Annotated in this window: 16 protein-coding genes and 1 pseudogene; 6 read left to right on the plus strand and 11 right to left on the minus strand. The window is 38.4% G+C overall.

Annotated features, from left to right (window positions below; translation table 11 throughout):
* Positions 1-145 precede the first annotated feature (145 nt).
* The gene (gene msrA / locus O1450_RS13365) at positions 146-670 is read left to right on the plus strand and encodes a peptide-methionine (S)-S-oxide reductase MsrA (protein WP_269228822.1); all 525 of its coding nucleotides are present in this window, start codon (positions 146-148) and stop codon (positions 668-670) included.
* Between the two features lie 47 nt (positions 671-717).
* Here msrA and O1450_RS13370 read toward each other — a convergent pair whose 3' ends face one another.
* The 5 genes from O1450_RS13370 to O1450_RS13390 all read right to left on the minus strand — a co-directional run bounded on the left by O1450_RS13370 (position 718) and on the right by O1450_RS13390 (position 4,433).
* A complete protein-coding gene (locus O1450_RS13370; protein WP_046738246.1) occupies positions 718-1,122 on the minus strand; it encodes an ExbD/TolR family protein in 405 nt (134 codons plus the stop codon).
* A gap of 1 nt (position 1,123) precedes the next feature.
* Entirely contained in the window at positions 1,124-1,744 is a 621-nt protein-coding gene (locus O1450_RS13375) for a MotA/TolQ/ExbB proton channel family protein (protein WP_269228823.1), read from the minus strand.
* A gap of 42 nt (positions 1,745-1,786) precedes the next feature.
* The gene (locus tag O1450_RS13380; RefSeq protein WP_269228824.1) at positions 1,787-2,536 is read right to left on the minus strand and encodes an energy transducer TonB; all 750 of its coding nucleotides are present in this window, start codon (positions 2,534-2,536) and stop codon (positions 1,787-1,789) included.
* A gap of 245 nt (positions 2,537-2,781) precedes the next feature.
* Positions 2,782-3,645 carry a formyltetrahydrofolate deformylase gene (gene purU / locus O1450_RS13385; protein WP_269228825.1) on the minus strand — a complete coding sequence of 288 codons (864 nt, stop codon included), beginning with the start codon at positions 3,643-3,645 and terminating at the stop codon, positions 2,782-2,784.
* An 86-nt stretch (positions 3,646-3,731) separates the two neighbouring features.
* Positions 3,732-4,433 carry a TetR/AcrR family transcriptional regulator gene (locus tag O1450_RS13390; protein ID WP_269228826.1) on the minus strand — a complete coding sequence of 234 codons (702 nt, stop codon included), beginning with the start codon at positions 4,431-4,433 and terminating at the stop codon, positions 3,732-3,734.
* 121 nt (positions 4,434-4,554) lie between these two features.
* On the opposite strand from O1450_RS13390, the gene O1450_RS13395 reads away from it, so the two are divergent.
* From O1450_RS13395 to O1450_RS13410, 4 genes are all read left to right on the plus strand, one after another.
* The gene (locus tag O1450_RS13395) at positions 4,555-6,009 is read left to right on the plus strand and encodes a coniferyl aldehyde dehydrogenase (protein WP_269228827.1); all 1,455 of its coding nucleotides are present in this window, start codon (positions 4,555-4,557) and stop codon (positions 6,007-6,009) included.
* A gap of 168 nt (positions 6,010-6,177) precedes the next feature.
* Complete coding sequence (gene rpmB, locus O1450_RS13400) at positions 6,178-6,414, plus strand: 50S ribosomal protein L28 (RefSeq protein ID WP_004649871.1); 237 nt, start codon at positions 6,178-6,180, stop codon at positions 6,412-6,414.
* Positions 6,415-6,426: 12 nt separating this feature from the next.
* A complete protein-coding gene (gene rpmG, locus O1450_RS13405; protein WP_003654787.1) occupies positions 6,427-6,582 on the plus strand; it encodes a 50S ribosomal protein L33 in 156 nt (51 codons plus the stop codon).
* 225 nt (positions 6,583-6,807) lie between these two features.
* Positions 6,808-8,523, plus strand: a complete 1,716-nt coding sequence (locus O1450_RS13410) for a cation:proton antiporter (protein ID WP_269228828.1) — start codon at positions 6,808-6,810, stop codon at positions 8,521-8,523.
* A gap of 113 nt (positions 8,524-8,636) precedes the next feature.
* Here O1450_RS13410 and O1450_RS13415 read toward each other — a convergent pair whose 3' ends face one another.
* From O1450_RS13415 to O1450_RS13435, 5 genes are all read right to left on the minus strand, one after another.
* Entirely contained in the window at positions 8,637-8,816 is a 180-nt protein-coding gene (locus O1450_RS13415) for a zf-HC2 domain-containing protein (RefSeq protein ID WP_050041726.1), read from the minus strand.
* On the minus strand, positions 8,810-9,430 hold the full coding sequence (locus tag O1450_RS13420) for an RNA polymerase factor sigma-70 (RefSeq protein ID WP_269228829.1): 621 nt from the start codon (positions 9,428-9,430) through the stop codon (positions 8,810-8,812). The genes O1450_RS13415 and O1450_RS13420 overlap by 7 nt, the downstream gene beginning before the upstream one ends.
* 2 nt (positions 9,431-9,432) lie before the next feature.
* Positions 9,433-10,185 carry an HvfC family RiPP maturation protein gene (locus O1450_RS13425; protein WP_269228830.1) on the minus strand — a complete coding sequence of 251 codons (753 nt, stop codon included), beginning with the start codon at positions 10,183-10,185 and terminating at the stop codon, positions 9,433-9,435.
* Complete coding sequence (locus O1450_RS13430; protein ID WP_269228831.1) at positions 10,136-10,999, minus strand: HvfB family MNIO-type RiPP peptide maturase; 864 nt, start codon at positions 10,997-10,999, stop codon at positions 10,136-10,138. Before O1450_RS13430 ends, O1450_RS13425 begins: the two co-directional genes overlap by 50 nt.
* A 66-nt stretch (positions 11,000-11,065) precedes the next feature.
* Complete coding sequence (locus O1450_RS13435) at positions 11,066-11,374, minus strand: HvfA family oxazolone/thioamide-modified RiPP metallophore (protein WP_005218272.1); 309 nt, start codon at positions 11,372-11,374, stop codon at positions 11,066-11,068.
* 160 nt (positions 11,375-11,534) lie between these two features.
* On the opposite strand from O1450_RS13435, the gene O1450_RS13440 reads away from it, so the two are divergent.
* Entirely contained in the window at positions 11,535-12,146 is a 612-nt protein-coding gene (locus O1450_RS13440; RefSeq protein WP_269228832.1) for an HvfX family Cu-binding RiPP maturation protein, read from the plus strand.
* Between the two features lie 64 nt (positions 12,147-12,210).
* On the opposite strand, the pseudogene O1450_RS13445 reads toward O1450_RS13440, so the two are convergent.
* Positions 12,211-12,747 (minus strand): annotated as a pseudogene (locus O1450_RS13445) (peptide synthetase); the annotation flags it as partial.
* Positions 12,748-12,761: the final 14 nt, after the last annotated feature.

Genomic DNA, 12,761 nt, shown 5'->3' on the forward strand with positions numbered 1-12,761 from the left:
TTTTATGAAATTTATAAGGGATACTGAATCAGTTATTTGATTTTGTGACATAAAAAGCTAAATCTCTAATTGATAATGGGCTTTTACTTTTCAGTGACTTCGTATACTTTAGTAGTATTCTTAGAATTAAAAATTGGGAAAATTTATGCAACAAGCATTATTCGGTGGAGGTTGCTTTTGGTGTGTAGAAGCTGTTTTTCTACAACTAAAAGGCGTCGAAAAAGTTGTGAGTGGTTATGCTGGTGGTATCGTTCACAATCCAAGTTATGATCAAGTTTGCCAAGGTAATACTCAACATGCAGAAGTTGTATTGATTGACTTTGATGAACAGCAAATCAATTATACTCAACTTCTAAATGTTTTCTTTACCACCCACGATCCAACTACGTTAAACCGCCAAGGTAATGATATTGGCACTCAATACCGTTCTGTTGTCTATTATTTTAATGATGAACAAAAGCAGCAAGCGGAGAAAATTATTCAAGATTTAGAAAATGATGGTCTCAATATCGTAACTGAACTTAGCCTAGCGCCAACATTTTACCCTGCTGAAGAATACCATCAAAATTTTTATGCCCGTAATCCATCACAAGGTTACTGCAATTTTAGCATTCCCCCAAAACTGTCAAAATTACGTTCAAAATATCTGGAACTACTCAAAACAGAGTAAGCATAAAAAAAGCAACTCACTGAGTTGCTTTTTTTATGAAACAAATTTTAGTTTTCACTCACAAATGCAATATCACTCAGCCCTGCTTCACTCGCCCGTGACATGACTTGCGCTACTGTATCGTATTTTGATTCTTTATCAGCACGTAACTGTACTGTCGGTTTTGTTTCTGCTTTTCCTGCTTCTTGGAAACGCGTCTGTAACTCATCCAAACTAATAATTTGAGCATCCCATGCCACTTCACCTTTTTCATTAATACTGATGGTGATTGCTTTTGGTGGTGGGTCTACAATGTCAGCGGTCGTTTTTGGTAAAGCTAATGGAATTGATGGGTTAGCAACCGTTGCTGTGACTAAAAAGATAATCATCAATACCAACATAATGTCGATCAGAGGAATAAGATTCATCTCATTCATGCCACTGTCGTGGTCTTCACCCAATTGAAAGCCCATCTTAAGCTTGACCTCCAACTAAACTTTGTTGAGTCGCTTTAGTTTCTGTCTTTACAGGTGTTTCTTGCTGCAACATCGTATCAATTAACAAGCTATGTGCTTGATCTTGTAAATCATGCGCTAAACCACGATTAAAACGCACACAAATGTTGTAAGCCAATACCGCAGGAATCGCCACAGATAAACCCAAGCCAGTCATGATCAATGCTTCACCAACAGGAGTTGCAACTTGAGCTAAACCCGCCTGACCACTTGTACCTACCGCAACCAATGCATGGAAAATACCCCAAACTGTACCAAATAAACCCACAAATGGCGCAAGTGAAGCAATCGTTCCAAGAACAGATACACCTTTTTCTGCTTGAGATTTTTCTGCAGAAATTTGGCGAAGCAATGCTTGTTCAGCAACTGCTTTACGTTGTTCAAATGATAAAGGCTGTAACTTAGATTTAAGCTTAGCCAAAGCTTGAACAAGTTGAGTATAAGCTTGTTGTTTTAATTGGCGTGTTCCTAATAGACGTAGAATAAAGATCGTCCACGTTGCAATCGACATTGCTAAAAGGATGAAATACAGTGTTTTACTTACTGCATCTGCATGTTGCCAATAAACTGAAAAGTTCATATACGAACTCCTGATTTAATCTGTCACTAGGACGCAAATTTATTAAGGATTAAACTCAAACGGCTGCTCTGTTTTGATTGGATAAGCAATACCATTTTCCATATACGGTTTAAATTTCGAACTTCGTATCGCACGCAAAGTTTTTTCATCAATATTAGGCAAACCACTACTACGTGTAATACGTACATTCGTGATTTTGCCTTTCTCATCAGCCTCAATATACACACTAATTAAACGAGTTTGATTCTCTAAATCTTTAGGTGTAAATGATACTTTTGGAGATCGACTCCACTGAATACCTGACCCACCAATTGAAACTCGTTTTGGTGATGGATCAGCAGCAGGTTGTGGTTTCGCAACTTCCTGAACGGGTTGTGGTTTTTCAACCACTTTTTCAGTCACAGTGGTCACGACCTTGGTTTCAACTTTAGGTTCAATCTTTTGTTCAGTTTTTTGAAGAACAGGTTTTGGTGCCTCTTTGACCTGTTGAACCTTTTCAATCTTTTTCGGTGGAGGTAAAGGTTTTTCAACAACTTTAACTTCCTTCACCTCTTTTTTAGGTTCAGGTTTTGGCTTTTCTTTAGGTTTCGGTGGTTCAGGTTTTGGTGGTTCTTTAATCTTAACGAACTTCACCTTAAGCGGTTCTTTCTCGATTGGTCTTAACTCAATCGTTTTCATGTGGCTCACCGCCCACAGAACTCCTACATGTCCAATCACAACTGCAACTAAGGCAGCGATGATTTTCTTTTTCATCGGGTGTGGCATGTTGAATATCGCAGGAGATTGACTCATAAGAATCTAAGTACCTATATAGATGGTGACGTTTTACAAAGTAAAAACGATTTCACGCATCGGATAGAACAATAAAAGTGGCATAATAATAAATGAGAAGTGTTTTCATTTGCAACTGGTTTTTTGTGAATCATGCTCAACAAATTGATAAATATACACTTAATAAAATAAAATGTTATAACATAGCAATATCAATGTAAAAAAAGCATGCTTTAAAGCATGCTTTTTTAAAAATTCTATTTGATTTAGAAAACAACCGTTTTATTACCATCCACAATAATTCGATCTTCTAAATGCCATTTTACAGCGCGAGCCAATACATTACGCTCAACGTCTTCACCTAACTCACGTAATTGCTCTACATTGTAATCGTGGCTAACACGTTCAACATCTTGCTCAATAATTGGGCCTTGATCAAGATCAGCAGTCACATAATGTGCTGTTGCACCAATCAATTTCACCCCTTTCTCATACGCTTGCTTATATGGATTTGCACCAACGAAAGCAGGTAAGAATGAATGATGAATATTGATAATCTTCATTTCCCACTTGGCAACAAAGTCTTCACTCAAAATCTGCATATAACGCGCCAAGATCAATAGATCATTGCCCTGCATCATGTCATTAATTTGTGCATAAGCTTCGACTTTATTGTCTTTATTGACTGGTACTACATGGAATGGAATACCAAAATTTTCAACTGATTCACGCAAATCTGGATGGTTTGAGATGACTTGGGTAATTTCACATGGCAATGAGCCACGTGCATGGCGCCATAATAATTCCAATAAAGCATGGTCCACTTTAGAAACGAGAATACCCACTTTCTTTAGTTCACCCACAAAAGTCAATTTCCATTGCATTTCATAACGTTCAGCAACGTTGGCAGCAAAGGTTTGCATCAATGCTTCTTTACGAGAATGTAAATGATCAAGTTCAAACTCAACACGCATGAAATAACGTCCGCCTTGAGCTTCTGTAGCATACTGATCAAGTGCGGTAATATTTGCTCCCTGATGATACAAAAAGCTCGATACGGCTTGCACGATTCCTGGCTTGTCTTCGCAAGTAATCAATAATCGTGCAGTGTGGGCGGTCGTCGTGTTCATGTGGTTAATATCACTTATTGGAATCAAAATTAAAAATCAAGCCGAGCATTCTAGCTCTTTTTTGCTTGTGACTAAATACCTATCACTTATTCATCACTATCATTTTTCAGATTAGATAAACTCGCAAATAAGTCAGATGGGCCTAAAGACTTTAATAATTGTTCATACGTTTGACGACTTTCACCCATTAAATACGGGCCTTCCAAGAACACCATTTGTCGTAAAGCTTGCCATACCCATTTTTCTTCCAAATGGTTGTTATCACTGATATGCCCTGACATATACAAAAAGTTAGTCCAGTTGGTGAGTACAATCCACAAGTTGATAATCAACGCTTCAATTTCCGAATCGGTCATCTTCATCAAACCGGCATCCACAAAGGCACGATAAATTTTTTGCCCTTGCTGCATCACCTGCCCCGCAAAACGCGGATATATTTTTCTGAAGTCTTCATTATTTTCAACAAGATGATAGACGTCACGGTGAATAAAGCGATAAGCCCACAATTGATTGCTTAACACTTGAAAATAGCTAATTTTATCATTGGCATTTAAAGGTCGATCTGTTGGTAATGCCAGCATTTCCAAGGTTTCAGCCTGATACTGCTGTGCTAATTCTTTAATAATTTCCTGTTTATTACGGAAGTGATAGTACAGATTGCCTGGGCTAATTCCGAGTTCAGCAGCAATATGATTGGTTGTGACCGAACGTTCTCCACGCTCATTAAACAACTGCAAACTGATTTGCAGAATTCTATCTTTTGTTTTATTCGGTTTAGCGTGCGACATTGAGTTTAACCATCTATAACATTATCAATAGGTTATAAAACAAACCTATAAAGCGACTTGACACTTTAGAGTATTTACTCTAAAAATTAAAAAATAATAAGCTTTCTTTTGGTCCACTCCTATGAACAGTCAAACAAAAACAACCGCTATGACACCTCATGTTGATGTGAAACGGCTACATGATTTGCTTGAACAGCAAAAAGCAGCTTACCAACGCCATCCTGTGCCAAGCGCCAAAGAACGTATTGAACGCTTAGCTCGACTTAAAAATATCTTGGTAAAATATCAAGATCAATTTGCTAACGCAATTAGTCAAGATTATGGCAATCGTGCCATTATGGAAACCAAAATTGGCGAAGTTCTAACATGTTTAGAACATATCAAATACTATAGCAAGAACTTAACTGAGTGGATGAAGCCCTCTAAGCGCCATATCAGCATGTTACACCAACCTGCAAAAGGCTGGGTACAATATCAACCATTAGGTGTCATCGGAGTCATTGCTCCGTGGAACTATCCATTATTGCTCTCTGTTGGCCCACTGATCTGCGCATTAGCTGCGGGTAATCATGCCATGATCAAGATTTCGAGTGCATCTTCTCAGTTTGGTGCTGTATTGGAAAATGCACTTGCTGAAGTGTTCCCTCAAGAACTGGTTACGGTTGTCAATGGTGGTGGCGCAATTTCAGATGCATTCAGCCACTTAGCATTTGATAAATTAATTTTCACAGGTTCAACGTCTGTCGGCAAAACCGTGATGGCAGCAGCATCACAGAACTTAGTTCCTGTCATTTTAGAGTTAGGTGGAAAATCGCCTGCTCTTGTACATTCGGCAATGAATATTCGTGATGTGGCACAACGTATCGCGGTAGGTAAACTTTGGAATGCAGGGCAAACTTGTGTTGCGCCAGACTATATGTTTATTCCGAAGGGTAAAACAGCGGAATTCACCAAGCATTACAATGACTTTGTCAACACGATGTATCCAACCCTACGTGATAACAAAGACTACACTTCAATTGTGAACGATAAACAATACAATCGCTTACAAGGCTATTTAGAAGATGCACGTGAGCAAGGTGCAACGATTGTAGAGTTGAATACCAAGAAAGAATCATTAACTGAAGTTCGTAAAATTGCGCCAACCTTACTTACAGGCGTAACCACTGAAATGGAAATTATGAAGAATGAGATCTTTGGTCCAATTCTTCCTATTTTAGAATATGAACATATTGAAGATGCTATTCAGTTCATTAATAGTCGACCACGTCCACTGGCATTCTACTATTTTGATATTGACATGGCTCGTGCTGATTATGTTGCAGGACGTACCCATTCAGGACATTTTGGTATTAACCAAACCCTCACTCATGTAGCGCAAGATGATCTCCCATTTGGTGGTATTGGTGCATCGGGTATGGGCAAATATCATGGTAAAGAAGGCTTCTTCAGCTTCTCTCATGAGCGCTCTATGATGTCAAACCCTGTAAGCCCTAAACTCTACAGTTTAAAATTCATTCTACCACCGTACAACAAACCAACACATAAACTGCTTTTGAAAACACTATTCCGCTAAGCTGATCAAGGCATGATCTATCACACCAGATCATGCCCTGTTTTTACCAAATTCGCTTGTCTTTTAATCGTATTTTTGGTATAAAACGCCCCTTGAATGATTTCATCCGTTTACTTGAATGGCTAGTTGCACGAAACGGTGCTATATAAACTAGCAATGGAGTTCACCATGTCTAAGGTTTGCCAAGTTACCGGCAAGCGTCCTATCGTTGGTAACAACGTATCGCACGCAAACAACAAAACCAAACGCCGGTTCGAGCCGAACCTGCACCACCACCGTTTTTGGTTAGAAAGCGAAAAGCGTTTTGTACGTCTTCGTTTAACCACTAAAGGTATGCGTATTATTGATAAATTGGGTATTGAGAAAGTTGTTGCTGATCTCCGTGCTCAAGGTCAAAAGATCTAAGGAGTCTGAACAATGCGTGATAAAATCCGCCTCGTTTCTACAGCTGGTACAGGTTATTTCTATACCACTACTAAGAACAAACGTACTATGCCGGAAAAAATGGAAATCAAAAAATTTGATCCAAAAATCCGTCAACACGTAATCTTCAAAGAAGCTAAAATTAAATAATTTTAGTTTTCTTAAAAAAACGACTTCAACTGAAGTCGTTTTTTTTTTGCTAAACAAAATGTTTTAGCTAAAATAAAATGAATCACTATCTCATAATTTTTTTTGATAAATAAAAAAATTGTCATCAACAAATCCGATTTTACTTGTTACAATTTATTCGCTGTTTTCTTGGCATGTTTTATGCTGAATTATTTGTACCTTAACCGCAATGATTAAGGAGTTTCAATGCCTCATGATGTTGATTTAATTATATTACTTGCCGTCGGTTTCGGTATAGCACTTATTTTTGGCTATATAGCCGCACGTTTACGTCTACCACCATTAATTGGTTATTTGGTAGCAGGTATTATTATAAGCCCAAACACCCCAGGTATCGTGGCAGATATACATCTCGCCAATCAACTTGCCGAACTCGGGGTAATGTTCTTAATGTTTGGCGTAGGGATGCATTTTTCCCTCAATGATCTATTACAAGTCCGCCGTATTGCGTTACCAGGTGCAATTCTACAAATCGCCGTCGCAACTTTACTTGGTATTGGTGTGTCTATGTTTTGGGGCTGGAGTTTTGGTTCAGCACTCATTTTTGGTTTAAGTCTTTCTTGTGCCAGTACTGTGGTCTTACTTAAAGCCTTAGGCGATCGCGGCCTACTCGACTCTGTCAATGGTAAAATTGCTGTGGGTTGGCTGTTAGTTGAAGACCTCGTTATGGTCTTGGTCTTGGTACTGTTACCTGCAACAGCTGTTTTACTTGGCGGACATCCATTAGCGGGGGCTGACCCATCTCAAAATATTTGGATCACTATTGGACTGACATTACTGAAAGTAACAGGCTTTATTGCCTTTATGCTGATTATTGGTAAACGTCTCATACCGATGATTATGCAACGTGTTGCTCGTTTAGGTTCACGCGAGTTATTCACGCTCACAGTCGTTGCGTCAGCTGTTTCAGTTGCTTATGGTTCTTATGCTGTTTTCGGCGTTTCTATGGCATTAGGTGCATTCTTTGCAGGCATGGTGGTGAAGGAATCTGATTTTAGTCATAGAGCAGAAGAAGAGACGCTTTCATTGCGTGAAATCTTTGCGATCTTATTTTTTGTTTCAGTGGGAATGTTATTCGATCCAAAAATCTTGATTGAACAGCCCTTACATATTTTAGCTGTCGTTGCCATTATCATGATTGGTAAGACTTTAGCAGCGATGGCTTTAGTTTTATTCTTCCGCTACCCAATTAATACAGCTCTCACTGTAGGCGCTAGTTTGGCACAAATTGGTGAGTTTTCATTCATTTTAGCAACATTAGGCTTGTCACTCGGTCTACTCACCCTAGATGCACAAAACTTGATTCTTGCTGGCGCATTATTTTCAATAACTTTAAATTCATTTGTATTTTCAGCGATTGAACCCGCTCAACGCTGGATACGAGAACGCTCACATTTAGCTCGCTTATTAGAACGCAGTGGCGACCCGCTTGCCATGCTTCCAGATGAAGTTGATCAAGCTTATTTACGTGATCAGGTGGTGATCATTGGCTATGGTGGTGTAGGACGCCGCATTAGTGAAAACCTGATGCAACAGAATATCAAGGTCGTGATTGCTGAAGAAAATCGTGAGATTGTTGAAAAACTGCGTGCCCAAGGAATGGCTGCTGTAAGCGGTGAAGCGACTGAACCTTATGTACTCATACAAGCCCATATTCAACATGCTCGTTTATTGGTTATTTCCCCTATGGATATTTTAGATATTCATCGTATTGTCGATATTGCAAAGCAATTGAATCCTGAGATTCAGGTCTTGATCTGTGCTGAAAGCAAGGAAGAGGCTGCTGTTATTCGCGATGAAAATATTGGTGAAGTTTTCTATGCGAAAGAAGAAATGGCGAAGAATATGAGCCATCATATCTTGAACCAAATTGAGCTTGCTCATCAAAGTACGTTACATTAACAATCTATTTTCAAATTAAAGCATCTAATACCAATTATTCAGATAGTTGGTATTTTTATCTTTTAAATTTCAGTCTTATGATTTAAAGCTAAAATCCACATACTTAATAACATTTAACCCTCGTATTTGCTAAACGCTTTTGAAAGCTGGCGAAGTGTTTTGATTTGTTTGCCATAACGGCGACAAGAACGACAAGCAAATAAATGTAATTGTAGATTGCTCTGCTCTATAAACTGAAGTGGTCTATCCTGTTTCTCGGATATTAACTGTGTTGCTTGTCGGCAAGTTAGCATGAGCAATCCTCCTTAAGTAACCATTTATTTTCTAGACATTCACGTAATCTAGTTCGGCTTCTATACATCAAGACATTAAAATTTGAGACAGTAATCTCTAGCCTTTCGCAAATTTCATCTGAACTGAGTTCATTTACTTCTCGTAACATAAACACCTGCGCATATTTAGCAGGCAAATGATTCAAACAAGCATCAAAAACAATCCAAAAATCTTGCTGTTCCATCATTTCTTCAGGGCTTTGCCACGCTTTAGGTGCTTGATATTTATGCCAGTGGCCCGAAGCATCAAATAACTCGTCGATACTCAACTCATTATCTTGTTCATCAAATAATTCAGTCATCGTCACCAATCGAGACTTTTGTCGGATCAGATCAATGATCTTATTTTTTAAAATCGCAAAAACCCACGTTTTAAACGCCGCTCTTCCTGAAAAAGAGTCTAAATGTTGCAAAGCACTCACTAATGCTTCTTGAACCACATCTTCAGCTTGCTGAAATGAGGACAGTTGTAAAACAGTAAACTTCAGCATCTGTTGTCTTAAATCCATTAGAAATTCAGGATTTTCAAGCTGATGTAATATCTCTTGATTATTATTCAATTCAGCCTCAGACATGATCACTTCCTATTACTGTTCTGAGAATGATTTAACAAGCCTAAATTCGTGAGTGTTGCTGCCAACTGATGCAGTTGTATTGTAATCTCTTGCTCAGAAAAAGTTGGTGCAATTAATTTAATTAAGTCATGAAGCTCAAGCTCTGAGTATATCTTTAGGTTCATTTGCTCAATCAACATCGCAAATAAGGGAGACAATCTTTCCAAACAAATCTTATCCTGATGGTCTCGCCAAACCATAATTGCGCTTGGCATTACTTCAATATCTGTCAGCGTTGTATCAACCGTCCAAGCATAAACAGGATATTGATAGACCAAGATCCACACTTTATGTCTGAGTTGCCAACTTGTCTTTTCAACAATGTTAATGTCTTCAATTTCAAGCGTATCTAAATACAACTCCAGCCACTCAAACTGTAACAACTCTTCTAGCCAAGGATATTGGCTTAAAACTGGATGTCGGTTTTCAGTCAAATAATCTCTAAATTGCAACGAAATATCATTATAGAAAGGTGACTGGCATTTAGCTTTTTGAAAAAATTCTTCCAATAAAAGCTGCCATTGATCCGCAGGTAAAATAGAACGAGCTATGGGATAAACTAAATTTATAAATGAACACATATTGTTGAACAATAAATCTCGATAAATCTGCATTTTCTCAAGATCACATATTTTAGCGTGTTCAGCATTTGGTACACGAATCCAATTACAGAATTGCTGCTGAGTGGTTTGGAAAGTGCTTTCTTTGAGCACCATAACCGTTCTCCTGTTGCTGCATCGTTTTAATTGTTGTCAATTCTTGCTGTAATTGTTGCCATGATGGAATATTAAAATCTCTTTCCAACAAGGTTGGTTTAACGCCACAATGTTGATAACTAAATTGCAATAGCTGCCATACAGGATCACAAATTTCGGCACCATGCGTATCAATCAATAAGCTTTCATTCATTTGTTCATGCCCAGCAATATGCATATAACGTATGCGTTCTTTAGGCATCGCTTGGATAAAGCCATGAGCATCACTGCCATGATTGATACTATTCACATAGACATTATTAACATCAAGTAATAATTCACAATCTGCTTGCTCAAGTACTTCACAAACAAACTCAGCCTCACTCATTTCTGCATTTGGCATTAAATAGGTAGATACATTTTCAATAACGAGGCGCTGCCCTAAAATGTCTTGAACACGTAAGATACGCTCAGCGACATATTTGACCGCAGCTTCAGTCATCGGTATCGGTAATAGATCATATAAATACCCCCCATCAGAGGTATAACTGAGATGCTCAGAATAGATGGAAACTTGATACTGCTTTAAAAATGCTTTGATCTGTTGAATAAATTCAATATTTAAAGGATGAGGTCCCCCAATAGAAAGGGACAGACCATGACACACCAAAGGTGATTTTTCAGTACATTGAGCCAACAACTTGGCATGTCGCCCACCAAAACCCATCCAATTTTCTGGTGCAACTTCAATAAAGTCTGGATGTGATTCCGCATTTAAAAAGGTATCAATAAAATCACGCCTTAAGCCTAAACCAACACCATTCAATGCAGTCATGCTGTTTTCCTTTTTGAATTGATACCGACAATTTGAAATATATCGGTATCATTCGGCTGATCTAAACTATTTAGCACCACACTTGCCATCTGCAACTTTTTTATCTGCACCACATTTTGCATCAGCAGTTTTCTTAGCTGCCCCACACTTCCCTTCTGCTGATTTTTTATTTGCCCCACATTTTGCATCAGCAGACTTTTGTTGTTGTTTTGCCTTATTTGCACCACATTTGGCTTCGCCACATTTCCCATCAGCAGCTTTCGATGCATGAGACTCAGTTGTAGTCGTGGTTGGTGCAGCAGATACGTGAGTGATGCCTACAGCAGATAAAGCCAATAATGCAGCGACTGATGTGATTGAGTTTAATTTATTCATTTTTGTATTCCTTGTAAGATAATTGCTCGGTTTGTACGGAGGTACATTAAGTTAGACGGAGTAAAAGACGATTTATTACAGATCAAATGAAAAAAATATGTAAGAAGTTCCATGTTCATCCGACTAATAACTATTCAACAGTACTCAATGTGAAATTTCCATGAAAAACTTTATTTATTTTCTAACACAACATTATCAAAAAATTTCTCACTGTATAAAACATTTCGATGGAATTGCTGCACTAGCACTCAGATTATATTTAGTCCCCATTTTTTGGATGGCAGGAAGCAATAAACTCATGCATTTCCAAGACACGATTGAATGGTTTGGTAATCCTGATTGGGGACTCGGTCTACCATTCCCTACATTGATGGCAGGTCTAGCAACCTCAACAGAGTTGGCTGGTGCAGTATTGTTAGGATTAGGTTTATTCACTCGCTTTATCAGTATTCCACTCATCATCACAATGTTGGTAGCAATTGTAACAGTCCACTTACCCAATGGTTGGCAAGCCATTGCCGATCCAAATGCACCATTTGCAAATGCCCAAGTTCTCGCATCCACTGAGAAGTTAGAAAAAGCCCATGAGATTTTACAAAACTACGGTAACTATGATTGGCTCACTGCAAGCGGATCATTTGTCATTTTAAATAATGGTGTTGAATTCGCAGTGACCTATTTAGTGATGTTACTCGCTTTAATCTTTATCGGTGGTGGACGTTATATCAGTTTAGATTTCTGGATGAAATATCATTTAACCAAACGCTTATAAGCCCTATGAAAGGCTTAGAATATTCAATTGATTTCATGTATTCGAATATTCTAAGCCACAGAGCTTATTTATGTTTCCAAGGTACTGCTGGTGAGCCAATCCATGCCGATTTGGCAGGAATATTTTCACCTTTCATCACTAAAGTTAATGGTCCTAACACAGCATGATGACTGACATTGGCATTATATAAAATGATACTTCTCGCATTCACGACCACATCACTTCCAACATTTACTTGACCAATCTTCATAATACGATCTTCAAATAAATGTGTCTGTGGACCTGAAAAACTATTAAATTCAGCGCGATCTCCAATATCAACACAGTCGAACTCTGTAATATCCGCAGTATCCATATAAACGTCTTTCCCTATTCGAACCCCCAAAATACGCAAGAAGAATGGCAGCATTGGTGTTCCTCTTAAATAATTTAGGAAATTTGGAATCGCGACTGATTCATATAAACTTGTGATTCCTTCACTTAACCAAACAAACATGGTCCACATTGGCGCTGAACGAGGTTGGTAGCGTCCAATTAAAATCCACTTCAATAAAGCCACGATGATAAAGCAACCCACACCATACAATAATCCTGCGAGAGTTTGATCCTAGCCAA

Source organism: Acinetobacter sp. TR11 (assembly GCF_027105035.1).
In the GTDB taxonomy this organism is placed as follows: domain Bacteria; phylum Pseudomonadota; class Gammaproteobacteria; order Pseudomonadales; family Moraxellaceae; genus Acinetobacter.

Coding starts and splice junctions, on each gene's coding strand:
- O1450_RS13430 (WP_269228831.1), bottom strand. CDS start 10,999: ATGACTGCATTGAATGGTGTTGGTTTAGGCTTAAGGCGTGATTTTATT.
- O1450_RS13410 (WP_269228828.1), top strand. CDS start 6,808: ATGCCTCATGATGTTGATTTAATTATATTACTTGCCGTCGGTTTCGGT.
- rpmG (WP_003654787.1), top strand. CDS start 6,427: ATGCGTGATAAAATCCGCCTCGTTTCTACAGCTGGTACAGGTTATTTC.
- purU (WP_269228825.1), bottom strand. CDS start 3,645: ATGAACACGACGACCGCCCACACTGCACGATTATTGATTACTTGCGAA.
- O1450_RS13415 (WP_050041726.1), bottom strand. CDS start 8,816: ATGCTAACTTGCCGACAAGCAACACAGTTAATATCCGAGAAACAGGAT.
- rpmB (WP_004649871.1), top strand. CDS start 6,178: ATGTCTAAGGTTTGCCAAGTTACCGGCAAGCGTCCTATCGTTGGTAAC.
- O1450_RS13390 (WP_269228826.1), bottom strand. CDS start 4,433: ATGTCGCACGCTAAACCGAATAAAACAAAAGATAGAATTCTGCAAATC.
- O1450_RS13425 (WP_269228830.1), bottom strand. CDS start 10,185: ATGGTGCTCAAAGAAAGCACTTTCCAAACCACTCAGCAGCAATTCTGT.
- O1450_RS13440 (WP_269228832.1), top strand. CDS start 11,535: ATGAAAAACTTTATTTATTTTCTAACACAACATTATCAAAAAATTTCT.
- msrA (WP_269228822.1), top strand. CDS start 146: ATGCAACAAGCATTATTCGGTGGAGGTTGCTTTTGGTGTGTAGAAGCT.
- O1450_RS13375 (WP_269228823.1), bottom strand. CDS start 1,744: ATGAACTTTTCAGTTTATTGGCAACATGCAGATGCAGTAAGTAAAACA.
- O1450_RS13370 (WP_046738246.1), bottom strand. CDS start 1,122: ATGGGCTTTCAATTGGGTGAAGACCACGACAGTGGCATGAATGAGATG.
- O1450_RS13420 (WP_269228829.1), bottom strand. CDS start 9,430: ATGTCTGAGGCTGAATTGAATAATAATCAAGAGATATTACATCAGCTT.
- O1450_RS13380 (WP_269228824.1), bottom strand. CDS start 2,536: ATGAGTCAATCTCCTGCGATATTCAACATGCCACACCCGATGAAAAAG.
- O1450_RS13395 (WP_269228827.1), top strand. CDS start 4,555: ATGAACAGTCAAACAAAAACAACCGCTATGACACCTCATGTTGATGTG.
- O1450_RS13435 (WP_005218272.1), bottom strand. CDS start 11,374: ATGAATAAATTAAACTCAATCACATCAGTCGCTGCATTATTGGCTTTA.